This is a genomic window from Candidatus Frankia nodulisporulans, assembly GCF_902806475.1.
GTDB classification, from domain to species: Bacteria; Actinomycetota; Actinomycetes; order Frankiales; family Frankiaceae; genus Frankia; species Frankia umida.
The window spans coordinates 1-20,837 of record NZ_CADCWS010000057.1; the positions used below are offsets into that span (position 1 = coordinate 1).

A 20,837-nucleotide genomic window follows, 5' to 3' on the forward strand; every position below is an offset into this window, starting at 1 on the left:
GGTGGTACCAGGGCCGCGGTCACCGCGGTCCCGATGTCTGCCCCGAGCCGGGCAGGTATCGCTTGGGTGTACCGCCCGATCGGTGTCCCGCCGGCAGCCGCGTGCCCGTCCAGCGCCGCACTGTCGGCTCGTCCTGCCTGATCAGGGGAGTCATGTCAGCGCCGCAGCGATCCGACGCACAGGCACAACGCCAGAAGCCCTTCCCACACCCGTCCGCGGCTGTACCCGCCGAGCGGCAGCTCGGCCCGTTCGCGGAGCCCGATCCGCGCACCGCCACGATGATCCTCATGGTCGGTCTTCCCGGAGCCGGGAAGACCACCCGAGCCAGGCAGCTCGCCGCGGCGCACCGGGCGCTGCGGCTGACCCCGGATCACTGGATGATCCCGCTGTTCGGCGAACCGATCGCGGGCGGCACACGTTTCGTGCTGGAGGGACGGCTCATCTCGGTCGCCCTGCAGGCGCTGCGGCTGGGGACCAGCGTCGTGCTCGACTACGGGCTGTGGGGCCGCGACGAACGCTTCGCGCTGCGCTGGCTGGCACGGTCGGCCGGGGCCGCCAGCCAGGTGGTCTACCTTCCCGTGGACACCGACACCCAGCTCGCCCGGATCGCCCACCGCCAGGCCACGGAACCGCACCAGACGTTCCCGATGAGCACCGCCGACCTGGACCGATGGCGTGAGCAGTTCCAGGTACCGGACGCCGTCGAGCTCGACGGCGGCGAGATCCCCGGCCCACCGCCCGGCTGGCCGGACTGGGCGCGGTGGGCGGCCGAGCACTGGCCCACCTGCACCGACAGCTAATGGCCGTCACCGACCAGTCACCCCCGGGCTTCACGCGTCAAGATCGACGAGGGCGGTGGGAGGAAACATGCAGTACGGCGAGGTCTGGTGGGCAGACTTCGGCGAGCGTCGCCTGGTCGTCCTGCTCTCGGGAGAACCGACATACGGGTTCCGTGCGATGCGGGTCGTCGAGCCCGCGGGCACCGACCTGGGCGACCTGGCCGCAGAGGTGGCCGTGGGCGCGCCCGAGGGACTGCCCTATGAGGGCGTCCTGCGGGTCGCACTCCCACGTCCAGGTCTGATCCCCTGCACCTGGCTGGTCACGCTGACCCGGGAGGACCTGATCGAGCAGGCGGGCGTCCTGCCGTCCGCGAAACTCGACGAGATCGAGGAACTCCTGCGTCGCGGTGGACTCGTCCAAGGCCGGACATAGCCAGCCGGGGACACCGGGCCCGGCGCGCCCCAGCACGCGGGCACGTACCGGGCGCTCTGGACCTGACTGACAACCAGGACCGAGGACCGGCAGCCGAGGACCTTCGCGGACATCGATCAGCCATGCACACGAGTTCGGACATGCGCGCTCAGCGCGGCGGCTGAGCGTCCGCATCCTTCGTCAAGGGTCAGTCATCTGCGGAGGAGCGCGAAACCGGGCTGGTGGTGGCGCGCAGGGTGCGCAGTTCGGCGGTGAGGTCGTCGGTCTGGCGTTCGGCGCGTTCGGCGCGCAGACGGGCCTCGGCGCGGGCGTCGGCGAGCACGGTGAGGCGTTCGGCGGTGGCCTGGCGTTCGGCGTCCAGGCGGGCCTCGTACTCGGCGCGCAGACGGGCGAGGTCGGCGGCGGCGGTGGTGGTGGCGCGGTCCAGGTCGGCGGCGGCCTGCTCGCGGTGGCGCTGCAGGGCGGCGTCGGCGTCGGCGCGGGCACGGGCGGCCTCGGCATCGGCGGCCTGACGTCCCCGCAGCGCCTCGGCGCGTTCGGTGCGGATGTCCTCGCGCAGCGCGTCGCGTTCGGCGCGTAGCTCGGCGGTGGCGCGGGCGTCGCGGTCGGCGTCGCGGCGCAGCTGGGTGAGCTCGGCTGCGGCCTGGTCACGGGCGGCGACGGCGTCGGCGACCCGGGCGTCGGTGTCGGCGCGGGCCCGCTCGATGGCGGCGGCGATGGCCACGTCGGCGTCGGCGCGGGCGGTGTGGGCGGCGGCTTCCGCGGCGGCGACCTGGCCGGCGGCGGTGGCCAGGCGGTGTTCGGCGTCCTCGAGGGCGCTCACGGCGTCGGCGGCCACCGCGTCGGCGTCGGCGCGGGCGGTCGTTGCGGCGCGGGCGGTCTGGTCGGCGCGCACGGCGCGGGCGACGGCCTCGGTGACCCGTTCCGCGGCCTCCGCCTCGGCGGCCTCGACCTGGGCCTCGGCGGCGGCGACGTCCCCGAGGGCGGACATCTGCCGGGCGAAGGCGTCCAGGGCGGTGGCGAGGTCGGTGGCGAGGGTCTGCATCCGGGCGGCGAGGTCCTCGGCACGGGCGCGACCCGCGACCAGGGTGCGGGCGGCGCCGACGGCGGGGTCGCCGTGGTCACCGCCGGAAAGCCGGGTGGGATGCGTCCCGGCGGCGGCGGGACGGGCGGCGAGGTCGCGGCGGCGGCGGTAGGCCGAAAGCCGGGTGTGCGCCGGATCGTCGCAGTAGGCCGGGGGACGCCCCGGCCCGTCCGCCGGGGCGGGGGGACGGGTGCAGCCGGGGAATCCGCACCGCACCGTCGCGGCCGGTGCCGCTGCTGGGGGGTCGGTTTCGGCTCCCGTTGCTTCTGCCGCCCGCGTGGTTGCGGTGGCCGGCGGCGGGGGGGAAGCCGGCTCGGGCGCCACAACGCCGTCGGCTCCCGTGACGGAACCCACCCGGTCGCCGGGCGCTGCGTCGAGGGACGCGCCGCCGGCAGGGCTGTCGGCCTGGTCGCGCGGCGGTGTGACCGCGGGGGATGCGCCGGGCGGAGGTTCGATGGCGGGACGGGGCGCCGGGGGACGGAACGGCCCGCCCGGGTCCCCCGACCCGTCGGGCTCCGACGGTTCCTCACGTTGGCGCGGCGTCCTGGGTACCCGGCTCATCCCATGTCCTGTTCCGTCATCCGACATCTCCCCACCCTACCCAACGTCATTATGTTTCGACTCGTAAGGTGATACGTAACATCGTATCGTCGCGGGCGGCGACGTAAACGAAACGGAACAGCCCGGCGTGTCACCGCACCGCTGACGCGCGAGAAGGGAAGATTATCGAGCGTCAGACTGTGGGGGTCCGGGATGGCGTGCAGCGAGGAAGCGTCCGGTCTCGCTGCGTCTGCTCTTGTCTTCACGGAAGCCGGTTCTTCAGCCGACACCTGCGGTAAGGCCCGGCCGCCTGGCCGGCAGCAGACGACAGCGGCTACCGGCCAGGCGGTGCCAGGGCGCCAACACAGGAGGAGGGCGAAACCGGCTCGGGAGTCTTCGGACCTCGGCTGGGTAGGTTCGTCCGTGGGCGAACAGTCCACACCCGCACCGGACACGGACTCCCGTGACCTGCGCACCGAACTCACTCCGACCCTCGCGCGTTGAGCAGCCGCGGGGCGGGTTGACCCGGCGCAATCACCTGTTACGCATGTCGCTACACTTTCCCTCCGTTACGTACAGCATCATGCACACGGGGGAATAATGGGTAAGAAGATCCTGATCGGTGGCGGCGTGCTCGTCCTTCTGATCATCGTCGCGACGGCTATCGGTAGCGGCGGCAAATCCAACACCTCGACCACGCCGAGCGCCAGCTCGGGTGCGCTCGCCGCCGGTCAGGCCCAGGCGGCCGTCGCGGCCGCACCCGCCGGACCCGAGCACTCCGAGGACGTCACCATCACCGCCTGCGCCCCGGACGAAGCCGGCTACGCCGCGGCCAAGGTAACGGTGACCAACCACAGCTCCAAGGCCAGCAACTACATCATCAACATCGTGTTCGAGTCCGGTGACGGCGCCACCCAGATCGGAACCGGCCTCGTCGCGGTGAACGGCCTTCAGTCCGGCCAGCAGTCCCCCCAGGACACCTCGGCGCTGAAGCCCGCGCTGCCCGGCTACCGCTGCCGCGTGCAGGACATCACCCGCTACGCCGCGTAAGGGAACACCACGGGCATGCAGGTCGGGTACCTGCATGCCCGCCCCTCGCGTCGAGCACCTCGCCATCGAGTATTCGAAGACCCTGCCCGATCCGGCCCGGTGGGACGCGAGCCCTTCCGCGTTCCCAGGATCACTGTCGGACCAGCCGAGGTACAGCGCCACCGGACCCTCGGCGCGCGTCCATGCCCGTCCGCACGGGAGCTGTCGTCATCGTCGGGAAGAAGAACCGCTGCGGGTCCTCCTGACAGGGGGCCCGCCACCTGGCCGGTGGCAGACGACCGGAGCTGCCGGCCACCTGGCGCAACAACGCCAACATGTGGTGAAGCGGTGACAGACAGCGAATACTGGGAGCATCCGATGGGGGACAGTGTGCGATCGCCATGGTCGCCGCGTCCGCCGAGTCGTTCTCCGGCTGGACGAAAACCTTCACCGACCCGCGGCTCTGCGCCGCGCTCGTCGACCGCCCCACCTTCGGCGGGAACATCATCGAGACCGGCACCGCCTCCTGCCGCTGGGCCACCACCCGCGGCGGCAAACAGACCACCGGCTGAACACGACCAGAAGACAATGACCGCGTGGCCGGTCGAGATCTCGAGCCCCTCGCCACGGACGACGACGGGAACATCCTGGTCGCGTTCCACCCGGCCGGAGACCACATCGGCGTCCGCGACGCTCCGCTGACCGTCTCGCTGGTCGCGCTCTGGCACGACGGCTGCCTGCTGCTCGTGTTCAACCGCCAGCGCGCCTGCTGGGAACTACCAGGCGGGATGATCGACCCCGGCGAAACACCACGCCAGGGAGCCATCCGCGAGCTACACGAGGAATCCGGCCACCAGCTCGACGATCTGACCTTCGCCGGCTACGCGCGGTTCGCACTCGGCCCCGAACGACGCGCCGAACACGCCGCGATCTACGCCGCGCGCGCGACCCCAGGCAACGCCTTCGCCCCGAACGACGAGATCACCGCGATCACATGGTGGGACGGCACCTCCCCGCTCGCCGGCCAGGTCCAACCACTCGACGTCTGCCTCGGACGGCTCGCCCGAGCCGCGTTGCGCCAGCAACCCGGGCGTCGGCCCATCAATCAGGCCCGCCCCGACCAAGGACCGCCGGCCTGCCCGGTCTCGCTGCCGAGAATGTTGCCGGTGCCGCAAAGGCGCAGCTCTGTGACGGGCGGCGGTGTGGCCAGCGCGGCCCTGCACGGGTTCGTGCTGTCCGCCAGTCTGGAACTGCGCCGCGGGCTGCGGATCAACGCCGTCAGCCCTGGCCTCGCCGAGGATGCGGTCGACACGTTCGGCGACCGGTTCCCCGGTCTTTCCCCGGTGCCGATGGTCCGTCTCACCGGCGCCTACCTCGAAAGCGTCGAGGGTGACCAGAGCGGCCAGATCCTGCGCGCCTACACCTGAGGGGCCCGTGTAACCCGCTCTGGAGCCAGCCGGGTCACCACCGGAGGCCTGCAGAGTACGGAAAGCAGAAGATCTTGCTGTACTGCGCGACGGTCGGCTCCGTTGCGTCGCCGATGGTTTCCGAGCAGGCAACATATTGCATAATTCTTCAATTGACTACATAATGATTTTCGCGGGTGGAACTCCGTGGCCCCTGCCGTCGTGTGTGGGATGTCCAGGAGCATCGGGTGTCCAGGAGGAGGCGGGCGGCAGTGCAGGTTCCGCTGTACCAGGCGAAGGCGGAGCTGTTTCGGATGTTGGGCCATCCGGTGCGGATTCGGGTGCTGGAGCTGTTGCAGGCCGGACCCATGCCGGTGCGGGATCTGCTGGGCGCGATCGAGATCGAACCCTCGAGCCTGTCGCAGCAGCTCGCGGTGTTGCGCCGGTCGGGGATCGTGACCGCCACCCGCGACGGTTCGACCGTGGTCTACGCGCTGGCCGGGGTCGACGTGGCCGCGTTGATGCAGGCCGCGCGGCGGATCCTCACCGGGATGCTCGCCTGCTCGAGGAGCTCCGCGAGGCCGAGACGAGTGCGCGGTGACCGCGGGAGCGCAACCGTCGACCCGGGCGCCCGGGTCGTGCACGGTGCGGTGCGGTGCGGGTGTCAGGGCGCCGAGGGGATGACCACGAATCCGCCCGGGACGAAGCCCGCCTACAGCATTCGTATCCACATCCCGGGAGCGGCGGCGGCGACCGTCGCGGCGGTCGTGGCCGATGCTCCCGGCACGATCACGGTGCACTCCGACGAGTCCGATCCCGCGGGCGGTCGCCGCATCACCCTGGACGCCGACGGTGGGCCCACGCTGCACTGGCTGGTCGGTGCGCTGCGCCAACGGCTGGGCGCGGACCTGCTGCTGGCGGAGGACCTGGTCTTCGCCGCCGCGTCCACCGGAAAACTCGTCCAGCGGGCCTACGCGGCGACCCCGAGCAGCCACGACCTGGCGTTGTCCGACGCGGACGCCGACCGACGTGTCATCGACTACCTGGCCGACCATCCCCGCCACGTCGACCGGGTCACCGGCCGTTCCCGCCGGGTGGCGCTGCTGACCGACGCCAGCGCGGTGCTGGACTTCGAGCCGCTCGCCCCCGAGGCCGCCCTGCCGGCGGTCGAGTCCCAGGCGCTGCACCTGCACCTGGCCACCGGCCTGGACGTCGTCCCGCTGCCGGTCGCCGCCCGCGACCCGGCCGACCTGGCGACCGCGATCGGCCTGCTCGCCCCGGGGTTCGCCGCCACCGTCCTGGTCCACACCCACCTGCACCGCGTCGACGCCGCCCGCGCCGCGCTCGCCTCCGACGCCCACCTGCTGCTCGACACGGTCAACGACGGCCTCGCCGTCGCCGCCGCCGCCGCGGTGCTGGGCTACCTGCGGGCGCGCGGCATCCCCCCGGGCCGCGCCCGCGTGGCCGTGGTGGATCCGGCCCGGGGCGGGGACCTGGCCGGCCTGCTGATCGCGGTCGGCGTCGGTGATCTCACGCTCTACGACCCGGTCGAGTACGGCATCCGAGCGCTGCACCGGCTCGCCGCCGACCTCGACCTGATCGTCGATCTGATCGGGCTGGCGGCGCCGCCGCAGGGCGTGTTCGTCCTGCGTGCCCGCCCGGAAACCCCTCCTCCGCTGGCCGCCGCCACCTCGGGGCCCCGTCCGCTGCACGCGTTGCCCGGGCTGCTGCGCGCGGCCGTCACCACCCGCCGGCCGATCACCACCGCGGCTCGGGTCGCCGCCGTGCACGCCCTCGTCGCCGCGACACCCCCCGATGCGCTGCTGCCTGCGCTCGACCACCCGCGTCTCGCTCCCGCCGTCGCGGCGGCCGCCATCGAGGTCCTCGCCGCCGGCCGCTAGCGCGCTGTCCCGGAGACGGCATCAGGCCTGACGTCGTCCTCGGTCTGAGGATCGGGGATCGCTGTTCCTCGCGACACGGGTTCCTGCTTCACGGGGCCTGCGCCCAGCCCGAAGGCGAGACCGGTGGCGAGGACCGCGACGCCGACCCAGACCAGCGGGGCGGGCGCCTGGCCGGTGACCGGCACACTGATCGCCGCGGCCGCCATCGGGGCGACGCCGGTGAGCAGCCCGGCGCGGCCGGCGCCGAGTCCGCCCACGCAGGTGTACCAGCAGACGAACGCCACGGCGGTGACGGCGGTCGCGAGGTAGCCGATGGCCAGCGCGCCGGCGAGGTCGACGCGTGCCAGCGCCCGCCAGCTGCCGGTACTGACAGCCAGGACGGTGAACAGCATCGCCGCGAGCCCGGTGACGTGGACCGACACGCCGTAGGGCCCGTGTCGGCCGAGCACGGGAACGGCCAGCAGGGTGAAGCCCGCCTCGCAGGCGAACGTGACAGCGGCCCAGAACAGGCCGAGGGTGTCACTGCGTCCGACGCCCTCGACCAGCATGGCGCCGACGGTGACGACGCCGGCCGCGACCAGCACCCGTGCCCGCGGCCGGCGATGCTCCACCAGCGGCCCGAGGGTGGCCATCACGACCGGCACGCAGGCCACCGCGACACCGAGCACCGCCGGCTCCGCATGCCGCGAGCCGCGGACCAGGGCCACGTTGAACAGCACCAGTCCGCTGGCGGACACGCCGAGCAGCCACAGCCAGTCGGCGCCGCGCGGCCGGTACAGCGGCCGGCCACCGCACCGGGCGAAGCCGATCAGCAGGCCGCAGCCCAGCAGGTAGCGCAGCGCCTGCGCCGGGTAGAGCTCCGCGTCGGTGAGCGTCCCGGAGACCGCGACGCTGCCGCCGACGAACGTCATGCCGATCGTGCCGGCGAGCAGGTACAGGCGGGTGAACACCCGCCGATGCTCACGGCCAGCATGGTCGGCACACCAGTGCCAACAACGGATGTGTTTCATGGACCAACCAGGGCGCGGGACCGACTTTCTGCAGCTCGATCCGGCGACCGCGCCGGTCCGTGGGCTGCCCGGCTGGCTGGTTGCCGCGCTGCGGGCGGCGATCGCCGACGGTCGGCTGCCGGCGGGCTGCCGGCTGCCGGCGACCCGCACGCTCGCCGCGGACCTCGGGATCTCACGCGGCGTTGTCGTCGAGGCCTACCGGCGGCTCACCGACGAGGGGCTGGTCGGCGGTCACCGCGGTGGCGGCACCCTCGTGCTGGCCCCGCCGACCCTGCCGGGACCGCCGACCCGGCCGGCACGGCCCCCGAACGGTGCGCCGCGCGGGCCGCTGCCCCGACCGCGGCTGCCGGTCGCGGCGGGCATCGACCTGTCGCCGGGGGTGCCGGACCTGTCTGCGTTTCCCCGCGCCGCCTGGCTGCGCGCCGAACGGGCGGTGCTGACCGAGACACCACCCGACGAGCTCGGCTACGGCAACCCCGCCGGGCATCGTCGGTTACGGGAGGCGCTCGCCCCGTGGCTGGCACGTACCCGCGGGCTGCGCGTCACCTCCGACGACCTTCTGATCGTCTCCGGGGTCGCGCAGGCGATGGCGCTGCTCGCCCAGCAGCTGCACCGGGACGGGATCGACGAGATCGCGGTGGAGGACCCGGGGTCACGCGGTGCGGTGGAGGAGTTCCGCTACTGGGGGTTGCGCCCCGTGCCCGTCGCGGTCGACGGCGACGGCCTGCGGATCGACGCGCTGGCCGACAGCGGGGCCCGCGCGGTGTTCCTCACCCCCGCCCACCAGTTCCCCACCGGGGTGGTGCTCGCCCCGGCGCGTCGGCGCGCGCTGCTGGCCTGGGCGCAAGACGCCGAGCTGGTCCTCGAGGACGACTACGACGCCGAGTTCCGCTACGACCGCGCGCCGGTCCCCGCGCTGCACGCCAGCGCACCGCAGCCGGTCCCCGCGCTGCACGCCAGCGCACCGCAGCGGATCGCCTACGCGGGCAGCACGTCTAAGACCCTGGCACCGGCGCTGCGTCTGGGCTGGTTCGTCCCGCCGCCGCAGCGGTACGCCGACCTGGTCGCCGCCAAGCACGCCAGCGACCTCGCAAGCCCCACCGTCGCCCAGCTCGTGCTCGCCCGGCTGCTCGAAAGCGGCGAGTACGACCGGCACATCCGGCTCGTACGGGCCCGCCACCGCGCCCGCCGCGACGCGCTGCTGGGCGCCCTGCGCGCCACGCTGCCGACAGCGACCGTGCAGGGCGTCGCCGCCGGCCTGCACCTGCTGGTCACCCTGCCCGCCGACCAGGTGGACGACCGTGCGCTGGCCGACCAGCTCCACGCCGCCGGTGTGCTGGTCCATCCGCTGTCCTGGCACCGCCAACGCCCCGGCCCGCCGGGGCTTGTCCTGGGCTACGCCGCCCACCCACCCGACCGGCTCCGCGAAGCCGCGGCGACAATCACCCGCGTCGTGCGCCGTGACGGCAGATAGATGGCCGTGGCGGCGTCTCGCACCGGGTGCGCTGGGATCGACAGAACCTGACGGCGATGCAGCACGCTTGGCTGCGAGCTGACGGCGCGGCGCGGCGCTGAAAAATCCCGGATTCGTGCTATCTGCTTCTTTTGCGTACTTGTGGCGAGCTTCGCTTTGCCGAGGCGGCTACCTGCGGCAACTCGGATCCGTAGTCGTCGGAGGTTCCAGACGCTCGCCTTTGGCCAGCGCACCGCCCTCGCGACTCAAATAATCAACACATAGACAATAAGAAGCTGTTGAAGATGAGGGACCGGATTGTCGCGGCATGTCCGTGGGCGAACCCGTGGCAACCGCTCCTTCTCGGCGTGGCACTGATCATCGTGGCGTGCTTCCTGCGCTGGTGGGTGCCTCTCCTGCTCGCGTTGGCGGTACCGGGGTGGCGCTGGCGGCAGGGGCAGACCGACCTGCACGAACGCAACCGGGTGGAGCTCAGGAGGATCGAGGAAGGAAGCGCCGCCGACTTCGTTCGTCTGACTGCCGATCTGCTCAGACGAGACGGCTGCATCAGTGTGGATATACTTCCGAGCAGCGGGAACAGCGGTCTCGACGTACTGGCGGTCGCCCCGAAGGGCGGTCGGATCGCGGTGGGCTGTTACCGCCACACCGGCACCTCGACCGTGGACAGCTCCACAACGCGGAGTCTTCACCAGCGCGTCCAGACACGGTTTCCGGGGAGTCCGACCACTCTTGTGCTCGTGACCGCGATGCGTCTGACCTCAGGCGCCGGCAACTACGCGGCCAAGCACCACATCGTCGTCGTGGAACAGCACGCGCTGACCCAGTGGATAGTGGGCCATCCGCCGTTCTCCGCCCTGCGCCAGCCGGTGCTGTCTGCCGGCGAGGTCCGCGATCAACCGTTGCTTCCGACCGAAGCCGGTACGCGGATCGCCTGGATCGTCCCGCTGCTGACTCTCCTGACGGTGATCGTCGCGGGAGCCTGGCAGGCCGGCTTCACCGTGGCAGCGGGATGGAGCATCGCCGCGCTCACCTGCGGCCTCGACGCATACGCCAACCCGTACCCGCCGCCGCGGCGGTGGTCGTGGTGGCCGTTGTGGGCCGAAGCCTCCCTACGCCTGGCGCTCGCCGCCGCCGCGGCGGCCTTGCTTCTGCTGTTGCTCGCTCTCGCGGCCTGACCCGCCGACGAGACGAACACCCCCTGGCGAGGACACGCGGACCTGTGCGCGCACGCCGGTGGCCCGGTCGCCTCGCCCGCGCGGGGAGACGCCCCCCGTTCCCTCCGGGCGTGAGCGGCGCGTCGTCGCGTACCCGGCTCCGCCCGAGGAGGCCCCGTGGACTCGGGAGTCAGGCGCATAGCGGGGCGGGCCGGGTGCGTTTGGAACCGTGAACGAGGCCGGCCCGCGCGACGACCGCGGCCCGGCGACGTGGACGTGGACGTGGACCGCAGCCGATCGGAGCCGAGGGTGCGTGCGGACGAGGAACGATCCTTCGAGGTGTTCATGGGAGAGGCCGCCGACCGGTTGCTGCTGACCGCGGTGCTGCTCTCGGGCGGCGACCGGGCCGCGGGAGAGGACCTGCTCCAGGGTGCGTTCGAACGGACCCTGGAGCACTGGCCCCGGATCGCCGCCGGAGCACCGGAGGCCTACGTGCGCCGCGCGCTGGTCAACGCGGCCACGTCCCGCTGGCGCCGGATGACGGCCCGACTGCGCGAGGTGCCGCTTGTCGTGGACGGTTCCTGGACCGTGGATCCGGTCGATCCGGACGCCGACCAGGCCGACCTGCTCACGGTCCGCGACGGGCTGGTCCGCGCCCTGGCTGCCCTGCCTCCACGGCAGCGGGCGGTGGTCGTGCTCCGCTACATCGACGACCTGCCCGAAGCGGACGTCGCCGCGGCACTCGGCTGCTCGGTCGGCACGGTCCGTTCCCAGGCGCACCGCGGCCTCCAGCGGCTGCGCGCCAGCGACCATCTCACCGGACTCGGCCCTCGCACTCCTCGCACCCCTCGCGCCGCCCGGGTACCGGCCGGGCCGGGGCCGGCCACCGACAGTGACATTCTGACCAACGAACGCCCGCTGCCCGTCGCCACCACGGCCCGGGGGGAGAAGCTGTGAAGCCGACCGAGGACACCGACCTGCTCGACCAGCTGCGTGCGCTGCGCACCGATGCGCCCCGCCACCGCGTGTCGCCGACGTTCGGTGCCGCCGTCCACGCCCGCGCCCGCCGGCACCAGGGCCGCGCCCGGATCGCCGGCGTGGCCGCGCTCGTCGCCCTGATCGCCGCCGGCGTCACGATCCCCACGGCCCTGCTCACCGACCGGGGCCACCGGGGCGACCTCGGCACGGTCGGCACCTGGGGGTCGCGAGCCACCGGGTGGACCTACGGCAGTGTGACCGTCGGCTGGCTGCCGCAGGGCAGCGTCCACGTCCTCGACAGCCACGGCTTCCCGCTGCCCCAGACCTTTCACGGGGCGGCCATACCCACCGGCCCAGCCGGCTGGGTCAACAACCAGCCCTGGACCTACATCAGTTCCTTCCAACGCCGCGGCGGCGGGCGGGCCTCCACGTTCACCGTCGGCATCGACTGGCTGCCCGGCGCCGACGGCTACTCCCTCGACCAGCTCCGGACCGGTTTTCCCGGCGCGGTCAGCACCACCGTCGCGGGCCAGCCCGCCCTGCGGGTCGGTGACGGCACCACCCCGGCCCCTTCGGCGGCGCTCGGCGGCGAGACCGGCCCCCACTACCGCGGCGCCCTCTACTGGCAGGCCGGTCCGCACGGCCCGACGCTCGCCCTCCTCGTCGAGGACACCGTCCCGGTCGACTGGACGGAGGTCCATGCCCTCGCCACCGGACTGCGGGTGGGCACCTGGCCCGGCGCGGTCGGTGACACCGACACCGCCGCGATCCGGACCGCCGTCCAGGCCGTGTTCGCACCGGCCACCGCGGACGCCCAGTGGGAGGGCCTCGTCCAGGGCGGACCGGCGCTGCTGGCCACCCGCCGCGCACTCCTCACCGACCATCCGGGTTTCGTCGCGACGCTGGACGTCACCGTCAGCTGGCCGGTGGCCCTCGACGCGACCCACGCCACGATCGAGGCCGAACTCGCCTTCACCGAGCCGCGGCTACGCGCCAGCCCCGGCCACACCAGCGACTCCGTGACCGTCACCGTGGTGCGGACCGGCTCCACCTGGCAGGTCGACGCCGCGACCATCTGCGGGGCCTACACGACCATCGGCCTGCTCGACAGGTGCCCGTGACCGCCGGTCCCACCGGTCGGGCGCCGATCCGGCCAGTCCGCCAGCCCGCCTGGTCGCCGGACAAGGGACGTCAGTCTCTCGGGCGGAGTTTGCCGGCCTGGTCCGCCTGGTCGGCGGCGGTGCTGGAGGGGCCGGCTGGTTGGCAGGTGAACTGGCTCGGGTCGGCCCCCCGCTTTGGCGAGCAGCGCGTGGAGGTGCTGCTGGTCGTCCGGGGAAAGCTGGGCGAGCGGGGAGCCTGCCGTCAGGGTCTGGACGAGCCGGGTGCGGACTTCGACGCCACGGGCGGTCAGACTGATGACCTTCTGACGTCGGTCTGTCTGCGCTGTTTGCCGTTGGACGAGGCCGCGCTGTTCCAGCCGGTCCGTGAGGAACGTGACGGTGGAGTTCCTTCAGGTCGAAGGCGTGCTCGCGCTCCGCCCGACCCCGATATGCCAGCGACCACCGTCCCTGGTGCTGTCTCGGTCCAGGGTGGGGACTATCTACGAGGCCGGGGAGCCGGTGAAGCGGCGGGCCGTCTGCTACCCGAGCGCGCCGGTCGCGCCGTCGGTCAGTTCGCGCACGATGTCGGCGTGGCCGACGTGGCGGGCCGTCTCCTCGATCATGTGGATGTAGATCCACCGCAGTGATACCTGGGGCAGGTCGGGATGGGCGACGACGTCGTCGATCGCGTACCCGGCCGCGGCCTTCCGGGACAACGCGCACGCACGCTCGTACGCCGCCAGCAGCGATTCAACGGTGTCCGCGTCGGTGAGGACCCAGCTCGCGTCCTCCTCGCCGGCCGGTGACACGTCGGGGTCGCTCAGCCGACCGAACCAGTTTCGCTCCACCACGGTCAGGTGTTTGACGAGGCCGGCGAGGGTGGTGCGTGAGGGCAGCAGCCTGCGTGCGGCGTCCTGGTCGCTGACACCGCGCACCTTGTGGACGAGGACATCCCGGTGGAAGTCGAGGAACGCTTCGAGGGTTTCGCGTTCGCTGGCGGTGCTGGCCTGCATGACCCGCAGTGCCGGCAACCGTAGCGCGCGGTGAAGACGCGGCCTGAGAGTGATCATGTTTGGCGCATCGCGTGAACGTGGCTGTCGTCGCGCGCCATGACCGGTGGGGTCAGGGTGCCGCGCGCACCGCCGAGACCAGTCCGCCGGCGCCCTCGTCCTGCCGCGGGGGGTGCGCATCGGACGTCCGTAGGCCGCGGCGCGCTCACGCAGGGTGAAGGTCTGCGCGTCCCAGCCGAGGGTGTCCAGCCAGCCGACCGGGTCCTGCGGCGTCTCCGAGACCCACATCGACGCCGGTGATCCTGCGGCGGCGTCTTCGCGGAAGCGTTCGAGGACACCGCGGGTGCCCAGGGTCAGGCCCATCCTGCTGCCCGCGGCGGACAGCGCGCCGACCCGTTCGAGTAGCGACTGCACCGCGTCCTCGGGCAGGTAGATCAGCAGTCCCTCGGCGATCCACACCGTCGGTCGCGTCGGATCGTGCCCGGCGGCGGCCAGGGCGCCGGGCCAGTCCTCGCGCAGGTCGACCGGGACGGTGATCCGCTCGCAGCGTGGGGCGACCCGCTCCTGACGCAGCACCGCGGCCTTGAAGGCCAGCGGTTCGGCCGTGTCGACCTCGAACAGTCGGGTCTGCGCGGGCCAGTCCATCCGGAAGGCCCTGCTGTCCATCCCCGCTCCGAGCAGCACGACCTGGCGGACACCGGAGGCGACCGCCAGGTCGAGCAGGTCGTCCAGGAACTTCGTCCGGATGACGATCGAGAAGGCCACACCGAGCCAGCGGCGCCGCGCCGCCTCGTCGGCGTGCGGGGGCGACGGCGCCGCGGGGTCTCGTCCGCCGGCGGTGGCGAAGGCCAGCGCCAGCGGATCCCGGAACAGCGGCCGCTCCCGTGCCGTCTCCATCGCCCGCACGCGGGCCACGCCCACAGCGGTGGCCCACACCCCGGACGGCTCGACCCGATTCGCCGTATCAGCCATGCCTTTCATCCTAGGACGGCGGGGCGTCACCCCATAGCAGACCCGGAAAGGCGCACGCCGCATGCGGGCAGGCCGACGGCTGAAGCCTGACGTGTGTGGTTCCCGGTTCGTTAGCGTTGCCCGCTGTGGATGATGCGACCGAGCTGAACCGGGCGCGCTGGGACGAGCTGGCGCGCCGGCACGGACAGGACAGCTACTACGACGTCGAGGGTTTCCTCGCCGGCCGGCTCACGCTGACCAGACGGGAGCGGGCGGAGATGTCCGCGGCGGTCGGCACGGTGTCCGGTCTTGATCTTCTGCACGTGCAGTGCCACTTCGGGTTGGGGACGCTGTCGTGGGCCCGGCTCGGTGCACGGGTCACCGGCCTGGACTTCTCGCCCGTCGCGGTGGAACGCGCACGCACGCTCGCCGCCACGGCGGGGATCGACGCCCGGTTCGTCCAGGCGGACGCGCAACGACTACCCGACGATCTCGCGGGCTCCTTCGACGTCGTCTTCGCCTCCTACGGCGTGCTGCCCTGGATCGCCGCCGCCACGGCCCTGCGCCCCGGCGGAACCCTGGTACTGATCGACGGGCACCCACTGATCCAGATGATCGACACCGTCGACCCGGTCAGGTTCGGCTTCCCCTACCAGGGCGGTGGCGCGCACCGCCTGCCCTCGACGTCGTCCTACGCCAGCAGTGCCACCGCCCTGACCTCCACCGAGACCGTGCAGTACCCCCACGGCCTCAGCGAGATCGTGACCGCCGCCGCCCACGCCGGACTACACCTCGACGCACTCACCGAACACCTCGACACCGCGAACCCCGAGGGCCGCGGGGAGCAGCTGCAACACGGGCCGGACGACCGTTGGCGGCTGATCCTCGCCGGCCAACCCGTCCCGGTGCAGTACTCACTGCGCGCCACCCTGCCCGCTCGACACGCTCCGTGACCGACAGCAGGCTCCGCTTCACGTCACCGTCCAGCGACGCCTGCTCATCCATCCCGTCAGCGCCGACCGGGCTTCGGCCTCGACCCAACTCGACGCGGAGGGCGGTCAGCTGGGTTTTTCCATGTCGATGAACTCCACGGGCCCGTAGCCGTCGTATGTCTCGGTATGCCGGCCGGTCTCGGCGAAACCGAGGCGCCGGTACAGGCGGATGGCGCGTTCGTTGAAGGCTGCGACATCGAGACCGGCCGTGGACGGTGCGGGCGAACTGGAGCCCGGTCAGCACGAACTGCTCGCCGAGCCCACGGCCGGTGAGATCCGGCCGCAGACCGAGCCCGTGGAACAGCCTGTCGTCGACCGGTTCGAAGAAGTAGAAGCCGAGGAGGGCACCATCGCCGTCGCGCACAGCGAAGAAGAGCTCGGGGTTGTTCACCGGCAGGCTGTCGGTGTCGTAGAAGTCGTAGGGCGGGTCATAGCGCCAGGCGTCGCGTTCGCGGAACAGGGCGTCGTCGGCGGGTTCGATCCTCACACTGGCCAGCATCAGGTCTCCACGGTCATCTTTTGACGCCCATAGCGGGCAATCATTCACCCTGCGCCATTTCGCACCATTATGCGGACAGGTGTCGCGGTTCCGAGAGTCGACGTCGACATCGCGCGGCATTACGCCAAAGCGTCCGTTCATGCGGCGACCGCCTGCGCCCAACCGCGCACCCAGGCGCGGCATCGCGGGCGCTACGGCCACGATGATGAGCGCATGGGGGGATCACGGACGAGACGGAGCCGAAACGGTGGGCGGGCACCCCGCCGTGGCGTTACCCGCCGCCCGGTGGAGGACAGGGGATAGTGATTCGGGAACTGCTGGAGAAGATCGAAGCCAGATGGCCTGCCCCGCCAGCTTCCCTTTTCCAAGGTCAGCTGCCGAATCGGCCTGCACCGAATGATCCACGACCCCTCTGAGGCTTCCGTTGACCATGACGCGCAATACCGTCGTCGCAGACCTGCACTTCGCCGAGTCGCCCAGGTGGCACGAGAACCGCCTGTGGTTCTCCGACTTCTTCGGTGGCCGCGTGGCGTCGGTCCTGCCATCCGGCTCGGATCTGCGGATCGAAGCGTTGGTACCGGGGCAGCCGTCTGGCCTGGGGTGGCTCCCGGACGGCCGGCTGTTGATCGTCTCCATGCGTGACCGCAGGATCCTCCGCCGGGAGACCGACGGCACGTTGGCCGTCCACGCGGACCTGTCCGGGCACGCCACGGGACAGCTCAACGACATGGTGGTCGACGTGTTCGGGCGAGCCTATGTGGGCAACTTCGGCTTCGACCTGGCCTCTGGTGACAACGTCGCCCCGGCGTCCCTGCACCGGGTCGACCCCGACGGGAGCGTCACCGAGGTTGCCTCGGATCTCTGGTTTCCCAACGGCAGCGTGATCACTACGGCACATGTGCTGCTGGTGAACGAGACCTTCGGCAACCGCGTGACCGCCTTTGACCTCACGCCGTCAGGTGACCTCGTCCATCGACGCACCTGGGCGTCCTTCGGACCAGCGCCCTCAGGAGACGACTTCACCGAGGTGCTCAGCCAGGTGGTCATCGCGCCCGACGGCTCCTGCCTCGACGCCGACGGCAACCTCTGGATCGCCGATGCCGGCGGCAATCGCCTGCTTCAGCTGACCGCGGCAGGCGAGATCGGCGCCGAGATCAGTCCCGGGACGCCCGTGTTCGCCTGCGCCATCGGCGACGGCACTCTCTTCGCCTGCGCGGCACCCGACTTCGACGAGCAGCGACGCGCAGCCGTCCGCGAAGGACACATCATCGCCATCAGCCTCCCCTGAGCCGAGGAGCCGGACCCTGGATTGTTCTTTTACGGTAATGCCAGTACTCGGGTCCGGACAGCGGCGGAGCCCCGCTTGATGCGGGGCAGCAGGTCGAAGCCGAGCAGCCGCGTGATGGTGATCTATGGTTGCCCGTACGGATTCCTGGTTGACCCACGAGCTCGTCCTGGGAGGCTTGCCTTCATGCGTGCGATGAGTGGCGAGCATGTCGAGGAGGCTGTGGCCGAGATGGTGCGGGTACTCGGGCCTCATCAGACTCGCGATTGGCAGGTCCAGGCAGGGCCGGTCGAGTGGAGCTGCTGGAAGACCGCCGCCCATGTCGCGCACGATCTGCTGGCCTATGCGGGACAGGTGGCAGCCCGCCCCACGGCTGGGTACCTGCCCTTCGATCTCACCGTCGGGAGCGACGTGCACCCGCGCGAGGTGCTTCAGGTGGTCACCGCCAGCAGTGCGCTGGCCGCCAACCCGGATGCTCGGGCGTGGCACCACGGGCCGACCGACGCTACGGGTTTCGCGGCCATGGGCGTCGCCGAGACCCTCCTCCATACCCACGACATCACCGAGGGAATGGGCGTGCAGTGGCGTCCCCCGCGTTCACTCTGCACGGGGGTGCTGAGCCGGCTGTTCCCGGGCGTTCCGGAGGGCGATCCGGCGCAAGTCCTCCTGTGGTCCACAGGAAGAGCCAACCTCGACGGCCACTCTCGTCGCACCTCGTGGATCTGGAGCGCTGCAATCAGCTGATCAGATCATCTCTGTAGAGTCGGCGTAGTGGGATCTCCGCAGACGCTCAGCGAAGCCGATCGACGTCTTGTCGCCGCATGGGCCGCCGATTGCGCAGAGCGGGTTCTGGTGCTGTTCGAGGCCGAAGCTCCAAAGGATGACCGCCCTCGCGCTGCCATCGCCCGGACCCGGGCGTTCTCCCGGGGAGAGCTGAACACTGCCGAGGAGATCCGCCGTCGATTCGTGGGTGGGGTCGATGCCGGTGATGTGAAGGCTCCTGCGGCAGCTGCCGCTGCCCGAGCCGCCGGTCAAGCCGTAGCCATCTGCCACATGGGCGCGCACGCACTGGGCGCCGCCGCGTATGCAGCCAAAGCGGCCGGCCTGGCCCCCGGCAGGCCAGGAGCCGTCGAGGACGAGCTCCGCTGGCAGCTCGATCACATGACGGCGGAGGTCCGGGCCGCCCTACGAGCCCTCCCGCCTGTCGGCGAGGATCGGTCAGGTCCTCTCGGGCCCGGGCTCCTCACATCAGGCCAACTCGGCACGATCATTCGTGACCTTCAAGCCGGTCTTGCCCTGCCCGACCAGGACTGATCCGAAAATGCGTGTACATGTGGATGGTGAGGGGCTGCCGGGTCGGGTCGTCCCGCTCGGCGTGGAGCATCGCATCGATCGCGTTCTTGAAGGGGCCCAGCCGGGAGCGGCGGGCCGGTGGCTTCTTCCGCGCCGGGGGCGTGGGCGACGCGAGGGCTTGGGTGAACAGCGAGGACCACACTCGTCGGCGAGGAGGGCCTCGGGCGGGGCCAAAACGCGCCCGTGTAGCCAGCCGCGGTCGGGTACGCGCAGGGGCACCAGGTCCCCGCGATCATCCCCGCGGGTGTCCCGGGCCAGGCGAGGGTGAGGGACACGCGTCCCGCGGTTTCTCCCACAGCAGGAGGTAACGCCAGAACAGCAGCCGTCGCACCCGCGCGCCGGGCAGTACCGCGGCGGCCACCCGGGCGGCCTGGCGTGTGGTCAGCGGCGCGTCGATGAGCACGGGCATGCCCGTGCGCGTGTGGTGCTCCTTCGCGCACGGGTGGCCGCCCCGCAGCAGCCCGGTCACGAGGAAGACGACGCCGAGCAGGCGATGACCGACCGCGGCGGCGAGTTCGACAGGCCACTCCCGGCGTAGGTCCCGGCGGGGAAGAACGACGGCGGCGAGGACTCCGCCGGGCCGCAGCGCGGCCCCGAGCACCTCGAGGGCGGCCTCCAACGGCATGTGGTGCAGCGCGGTGATCGACACGATCGCGTCGTAGTCCCTGCCCGGCAGCGGGTCGACCAGCACATCCGCGAGTACGCAGGTGACGGTGTCGGGGGTGTGCCGCCGGGCCTGTTCGATCATCGGCGCGGACCGGTCGACGGCGTCGACGTGCTCGACCCGTTGGGCGAGGCGGGCCGCGAACGCCCCGGTGCCACAGCCGACATCGAGCACCCGCCGGCAGGGCCGCGGCAGGTGGCGCAGCAACAGCCGCTGGTAGTAGGTGTTGTGAGACCAGTCGAGCACAGCCGACATTGTGGCGGCGCACCGTCACCGCCCCGCCGCCGGGTCCGGCTTTCCGCCGCGACCGTGAGGAACACCGCCGGCGCGGGCAGTGCTGTCAGGTCGTCATCCACCCCCAAGATCGGTGATGATCATCCGGTAGCCGGTGTCGAGCCAGTCGAGATCGAGAAGGTCGGCATGCTGGTCATGCCACCGGCCGGACGCGAGGTCCGCGGCAAGCCGGGCCAGACCGTCGGCGAGGGCCGGCTCACCGACCTGGGCCAGCACGGAGATCCCGGCGCGAACATCGGGGTCCAGGTAGGCATGCGGACGTCGCCAGTAGGCGGCGGCGAAACCATCGGTGCAGTCGAACGGGACCGGGACCGGTTCGATCCGGGCGCCCCCGAGCAGATCGGCCAGCCGTTCCAACGGCACAGCGCGCGCCTGGTCGATCGCGGCGGCCCGCGGCACATACTCACGCAACAGCCAGTACTCCGCGGTGAGCGCCGGATCCCAGGTCAGGATGACGATGCGGCGCCGGGCGACCCGACGCAGCTGCGCGATGCCCGCCGCCAGGTCCGCCCAGTGATGCACCGTCAGCACGGCCATGGCCGCCTCGACACAGCCCTCACGCAGGGGAAGCGCCTCGGCCCTGGCCCGTACGCACGGCGCCGCCCCCACCGGCCGTTGCGCGATCATGACCTGGCTGGGTTCGACCGCGACGACAGTGGCGGGCGGCTCGTACGATCCAGCCCCCGCACCCACGTTGAGCACGCTGCTCATCCCGTCGAGCGCGCCCTAGACCTGCGCGGCGATCCTGGGATCGCCGCGCCGAACCCTTCGATACCCCTGCCCGATCACGTCATAGATGGTCACAGCACCCAGACTGACCGGTGCGACGTCCACCCACCAGAGCCCGCACACCCCGCCCGGGCATCCCGCGGCCGGTGTGTGAACCCGGTGGCCGCGGGAT

At 71.8% G+C, this 20,837-nt stretch carries 21 protein-coding genes; 15 read left to right on the forward strand and 6 right to left on the reverse strand.

Annotated features, from left to right (window positions below; all coding sequences use genetic code 11):
* Window positions 1-152 precede the first annotated feature (152 nt).
* Window positions 153-800 carry a P-loop nucleotide/nucleoside kinase family protein gene (locus tag G6R24_RS08135; RefSeq protein WP_225438266.1) on the forward strand — a complete coding sequence of 216 codons (648 nt, stop codon included), beginning with the start codon at window positions 153-155 and terminating at the stop codon, window positions 798-800.
* A 55-nt stretch (window positions 801-855) separates the two neighbouring features.
* Window positions 856-1,212, forward strand: coding sequence for a type II toxin-antitoxin system PemK/MazF family toxin (locus G6R24_RS08140; RefSeq protein WP_225438267.1), 357 nt, complete (start codon window positions 856-858; stop codon window positions 1,210-1,212).
* Between the two features lie 187 nt (window positions 1,213-1,399).
* Here G6R24_RS08140 and G6R24_RS23240 read toward each other — a convergent pair whose 3' ends face one another.
* Window positions 1,400-2,512 carry a hypothetical protein gene (locus G6R24_RS23240; RefSeq protein WP_263864023.1) on the reverse strand — a complete coding sequence of 371 codons (1,113 nt, stop codon included), beginning with the start codon at window positions 2,510-2,512 and terminating at the stop codon, window positions 1,400-1,402.
* Between the two features lie 924 nt (window positions 2,513-3,436).
* Here G6R24_RS23240 and G6R24_RS08150 point away from each other — a divergent pair.
* The 4 genes from G6R24_RS08150 (at window position 3,437) to G6R24_RS08170 (ending at window position 7,172) form a co-directional block, all read left to right on the forward strand.
* A complete protein-coding gene (locus G6R24_RS08150; protein ID WP_163548545.1) occupies window positions 3,437-3,886 on the forward strand; it encodes a hypothetical protein in 450 nt (149 codons plus the stop codon).
* Between the two features lie 380 nt (window positions 3,887-4,266).
* Window positions 4,267-4,437, forward strand: coding sequence for a hypothetical protein (locus tag G6R24_RS08155; protein ID WP_276511385.1), 171 nt, complete (start codon window positions 4,267-4,269; stop codon window positions 4,435-4,437).
* A 24-nt stretch (window positions 4,438-4,461) separates the two neighbouring features.
* Window positions 4,462-5,292, forward strand: a complete 831-nt coding sequence (locus G6R24_RS08160) for an NUDIX domain-containing protein (protein ID WP_225438268.1) — start codon at window positions 4,462-4,464, stop codon at window positions 5,290-5,292.
* Window positions 5,293-5,543: 251 nt separating this feature from the next.
* A complete protein-coding gene (locus G6R24_RS08170; RefSeq protein WP_476695819.1) occupies window positions 5,544-7,172 on the forward strand; it encodes an ArsR/SmtB family transcription factor in 1,629 nt (542 codons plus the stop codon).
* Here the strand turns inward: G6R24_RS08170 and G6R24_RS08175 are convergent.
* A complete protein-coding gene (locus tag G6R24_RS08175; RefSeq protein ID WP_217451632.1) occupies window positions 7,169-8,122 on the reverse strand; it encodes a DMT family transporter in 954 nt (317 codons plus the stop codon). The two genes, G6R24_RS08170 and G6R24_RS08175, sit on opposite strands and share 4 nt — an antisense overlap.
* A gap of 58 nt (window positions 8,123-8,180) precedes the next feature.
* On the opposite strand from G6R24_RS08175, the gene pdxR reads away from it, so the two are divergent.
* From pdxR to G6R24_RS08195, 4 genes are all read left to right on the forward strand, one after another.
* Window positions 8,181-9,656: a MocR-like pyridoxine biosynthesis transcription factor PdxR gene (pdxR, locus tag G6R24_RS08180; RefSeq protein WP_163548548.1), complete on the forward strand. Its 1,476-nt coding sequence runs from the start codon at window positions 8,181-8,183 to the stop codon at window positions 9,654-9,656.
* A 347-nt stretch (window positions 9,657-10,003) separates the two neighbouring features.
* Complete coding sequence (locus G6R24_RS08185) at window positions 10,004-10,831, forward strand: restriction endonuclease (RefSeq protein WP_163548549.1); 828 nt, start codon at window positions 10,004-10,006, stop codon at window positions 10,829-10,831.
* 288 nt (window positions 10,832-11,119) lie between these two features.
* Window positions 11,120-11,767, forward strand: a complete 648-nt coding sequence (locus G6R24_RS08190) for a SigE family RNA polymerase sigma factor (protein ID WP_163548550.1) — start codon at window positions 11,120-11,122, stop codon at window positions 11,765-11,767.
* Complete coding sequence (locus tag G6R24_RS08195; protein ID WP_163548551.1) at window positions 11,764-12,909, forward strand: hypothetical protein; 1,146 nt, start codon at window positions 11,764-11,766, stop codon at window positions 12,907-12,909. The genes G6R24_RS08190 and G6R24_RS08195 overlap by 4 nt, the downstream gene beginning before the upstream one ends.
* On the opposite strand, the gene G6R24_RS23640 is transcribed toward G6R24_RS08195, so the two are convergent.
* Together G6R24_RS23640 and G6R24_RS24440 are read right to left on the reverse strand one after the other, a co-directional pair.
* Window positions 12,873-13,265, reverse strand: coding sequence for a MarR family winged helix-turn-helix transcriptional regulator (locus tag G6R24_RS23640; protein WP_225438271.1), 393 nt, complete (start codon window positions 13,263-13,265; stop codon window positions 12,873-12,875). The genes G6R24_RS08195 and G6R24_RS23640 overlap by 37 nt on opposite strands.
* A gap of 162 nt (window positions 13,266-13,427) precedes the next feature.
* A complete protein-coding gene (locus G6R24_RS24440; protein ID WP_225438269.1) occupies window positions 13,428-14,870 on the reverse strand; it encodes an SAM-dependent methyltransferase in 1,443 nt (480 codons plus the stop codon).
* A 125-nt stretch (window positions 14,871-14,995) separates the two neighbouring features.
* On the opposite strand from G6R24_RS24440, the gene G6R24_RS08215 reads away from it, so the two are divergent.
* From G6R24_RS08215 to G6R24_RS24025, 5 genes are all read left to right on the forward strand, one after another.
* Window positions 14,996-15,802 carry a class I SAM-dependent methyltransferase gene (locus G6R24_RS08215; protein WP_163548552.1) on the forward strand — a complete coding sequence of 269 codons (807 nt, stop codon included), beginning with the start codon at window positions 14,996-14,998 and terminating at the stop codon, window positions 15,800-15,802.
* Between the two features lie 247 nt (window positions 15,803-16,049).
* Window positions 16,050-16,364 carry a hypothetical protein gene (locus G6R24_RS08220; RefSeq protein WP_163548553.1) on the forward strand — a complete coding sequence of 105 codons (315 nt, stop codon included), beginning with the start codon at window positions 16,050-16,052 and terminating at the stop codon, window positions 16,362-16,364.
* Window positions 16,365-16,770: 406 nt separating this feature from the next.
* Window positions 16,771-17,628 carry an SMP-30/gluconolactonase/LRE family protein gene (locus G6R24_RS08225; protein ID WP_163548554.1) on the forward strand — a complete coding sequence of 286 codons (858 nt, stop codon included), beginning with the start codon at window positions 16,771-16,773 and terminating at the stop codon, window positions 17,626-17,628.
* A gap of 114 nt (window positions 17,629-17,742) precedes the next feature.
* The gene (locus G6R24_RS08230) at window positions 17,743-18,369 is read left to right on the forward strand and encodes a hypothetical protein (protein ID WP_225438270.1); all 627 of its coding nucleotides are present in this window, start codon (window positions 17,743-17,745) and stop codon (window positions 18,367-18,369) included.
* A 27-nt stretch (window positions 18,370-18,396) separates the two neighbouring features.
* On the forward strand, window positions 18,397-18,939 hold the full coding sequence (locus G6R24_RS24025) for a putative immunity protein (protein WP_391530254.1): 543 nt from the start codon (window positions 18,397-18,399) through the stop codon (window positions 18,937-18,939).
* A 271-nt stretch (window positions 18,940-19,210) separates the two neighbouring features.
* On the opposite strand, the gene G6R24_RS08240 is transcribed toward G6R24_RS24025, so the two are convergent.
* The gene (locus tag G6R24_RS08240; RefSeq protein ID WP_163548556.1) at window positions 19,211-19,888 is read right to left on the reverse strand and encodes a class I SAM-dependent methyltransferase; all 678 of its coding nucleotides are present in this window, start codon (window positions 19,886-19,888) and stop codon (window positions 19,211-19,213) included.
* Between the two features lie 102 nt (window positions 19,889-19,990).
* Entirely contained in the window at window positions 19,991-20,647 is a 657-nt protein-coding gene (locus G6R24_RS08245) for a class I SAM-dependent methyltransferase (protein WP_217451606.1), read from the reverse strand.
* Window positions 20,648-20,837 lie beyond the last annotated feature (190 nt).

What these genes read in the sequence shown, in the direction of transcription:
- G6R24_RS08135 (WP_225438266.1), top strand. Translation starts at nt 153, where the DNA reads ATGTCAGCGCCGCAGCGATCCGACGCACAGGCACAACGCCAGAAGCCC.
- G6R24_RS08225 (WP_163548554.1), top strand. Translation starts at nt 16,771, where the DNA reads ATGACGCGCAATACCGTCGTCGCAGACCTGCACTTCGCCGAGTCGCCC.
- G6R24_RS08150 (WP_163548545.1), top strand. Translation starts at nt 3,437, where the DNA reads ATGGGTAAGAAGATCCTGATCGGTGGCGGCGTGCTCGTCCTTCTGATC.
- G6R24_RS08230 (WP_225438270.1), top strand. Translation starts at nt 17,743, where the DNA reads ATGGTGATCTATGGTTGCCCGTACGGATTCCTGGTTGACCCACGAGCT.
- G6R24_RS08245 (WP_217451606.1), bottom strand. Translation starts at nt 20,647, where the DNA reads ATGAGCAGCGTGCTCAACGTGGGTGCGGGGGCTGGATCGTACGAGCCG.
- G6R24_RS24440 (WP_225438269.1), bottom strand. Translation starts at nt 14,870, where the DNA reads ATGGCTGATACGGCGAATCGGGTCGAGCCGTCCGGGGTGTGGGCCACC.
- pdxR (WP_163548548.1), top strand. Translation starts at nt 8,181, where the DNA reads ATGGACCAACCAGGGCGCGGGACCGACTTTCTGCAGCTCGATCCGGCG.
- G6R24_RS08155 (WP_276511385.1), top strand. Translation starts at nt 4,267, where the DNA reads ATGGTCGCCGCGTCCGCCGAGTCGTTCTCCGGCTGGACGAAAACCTTC.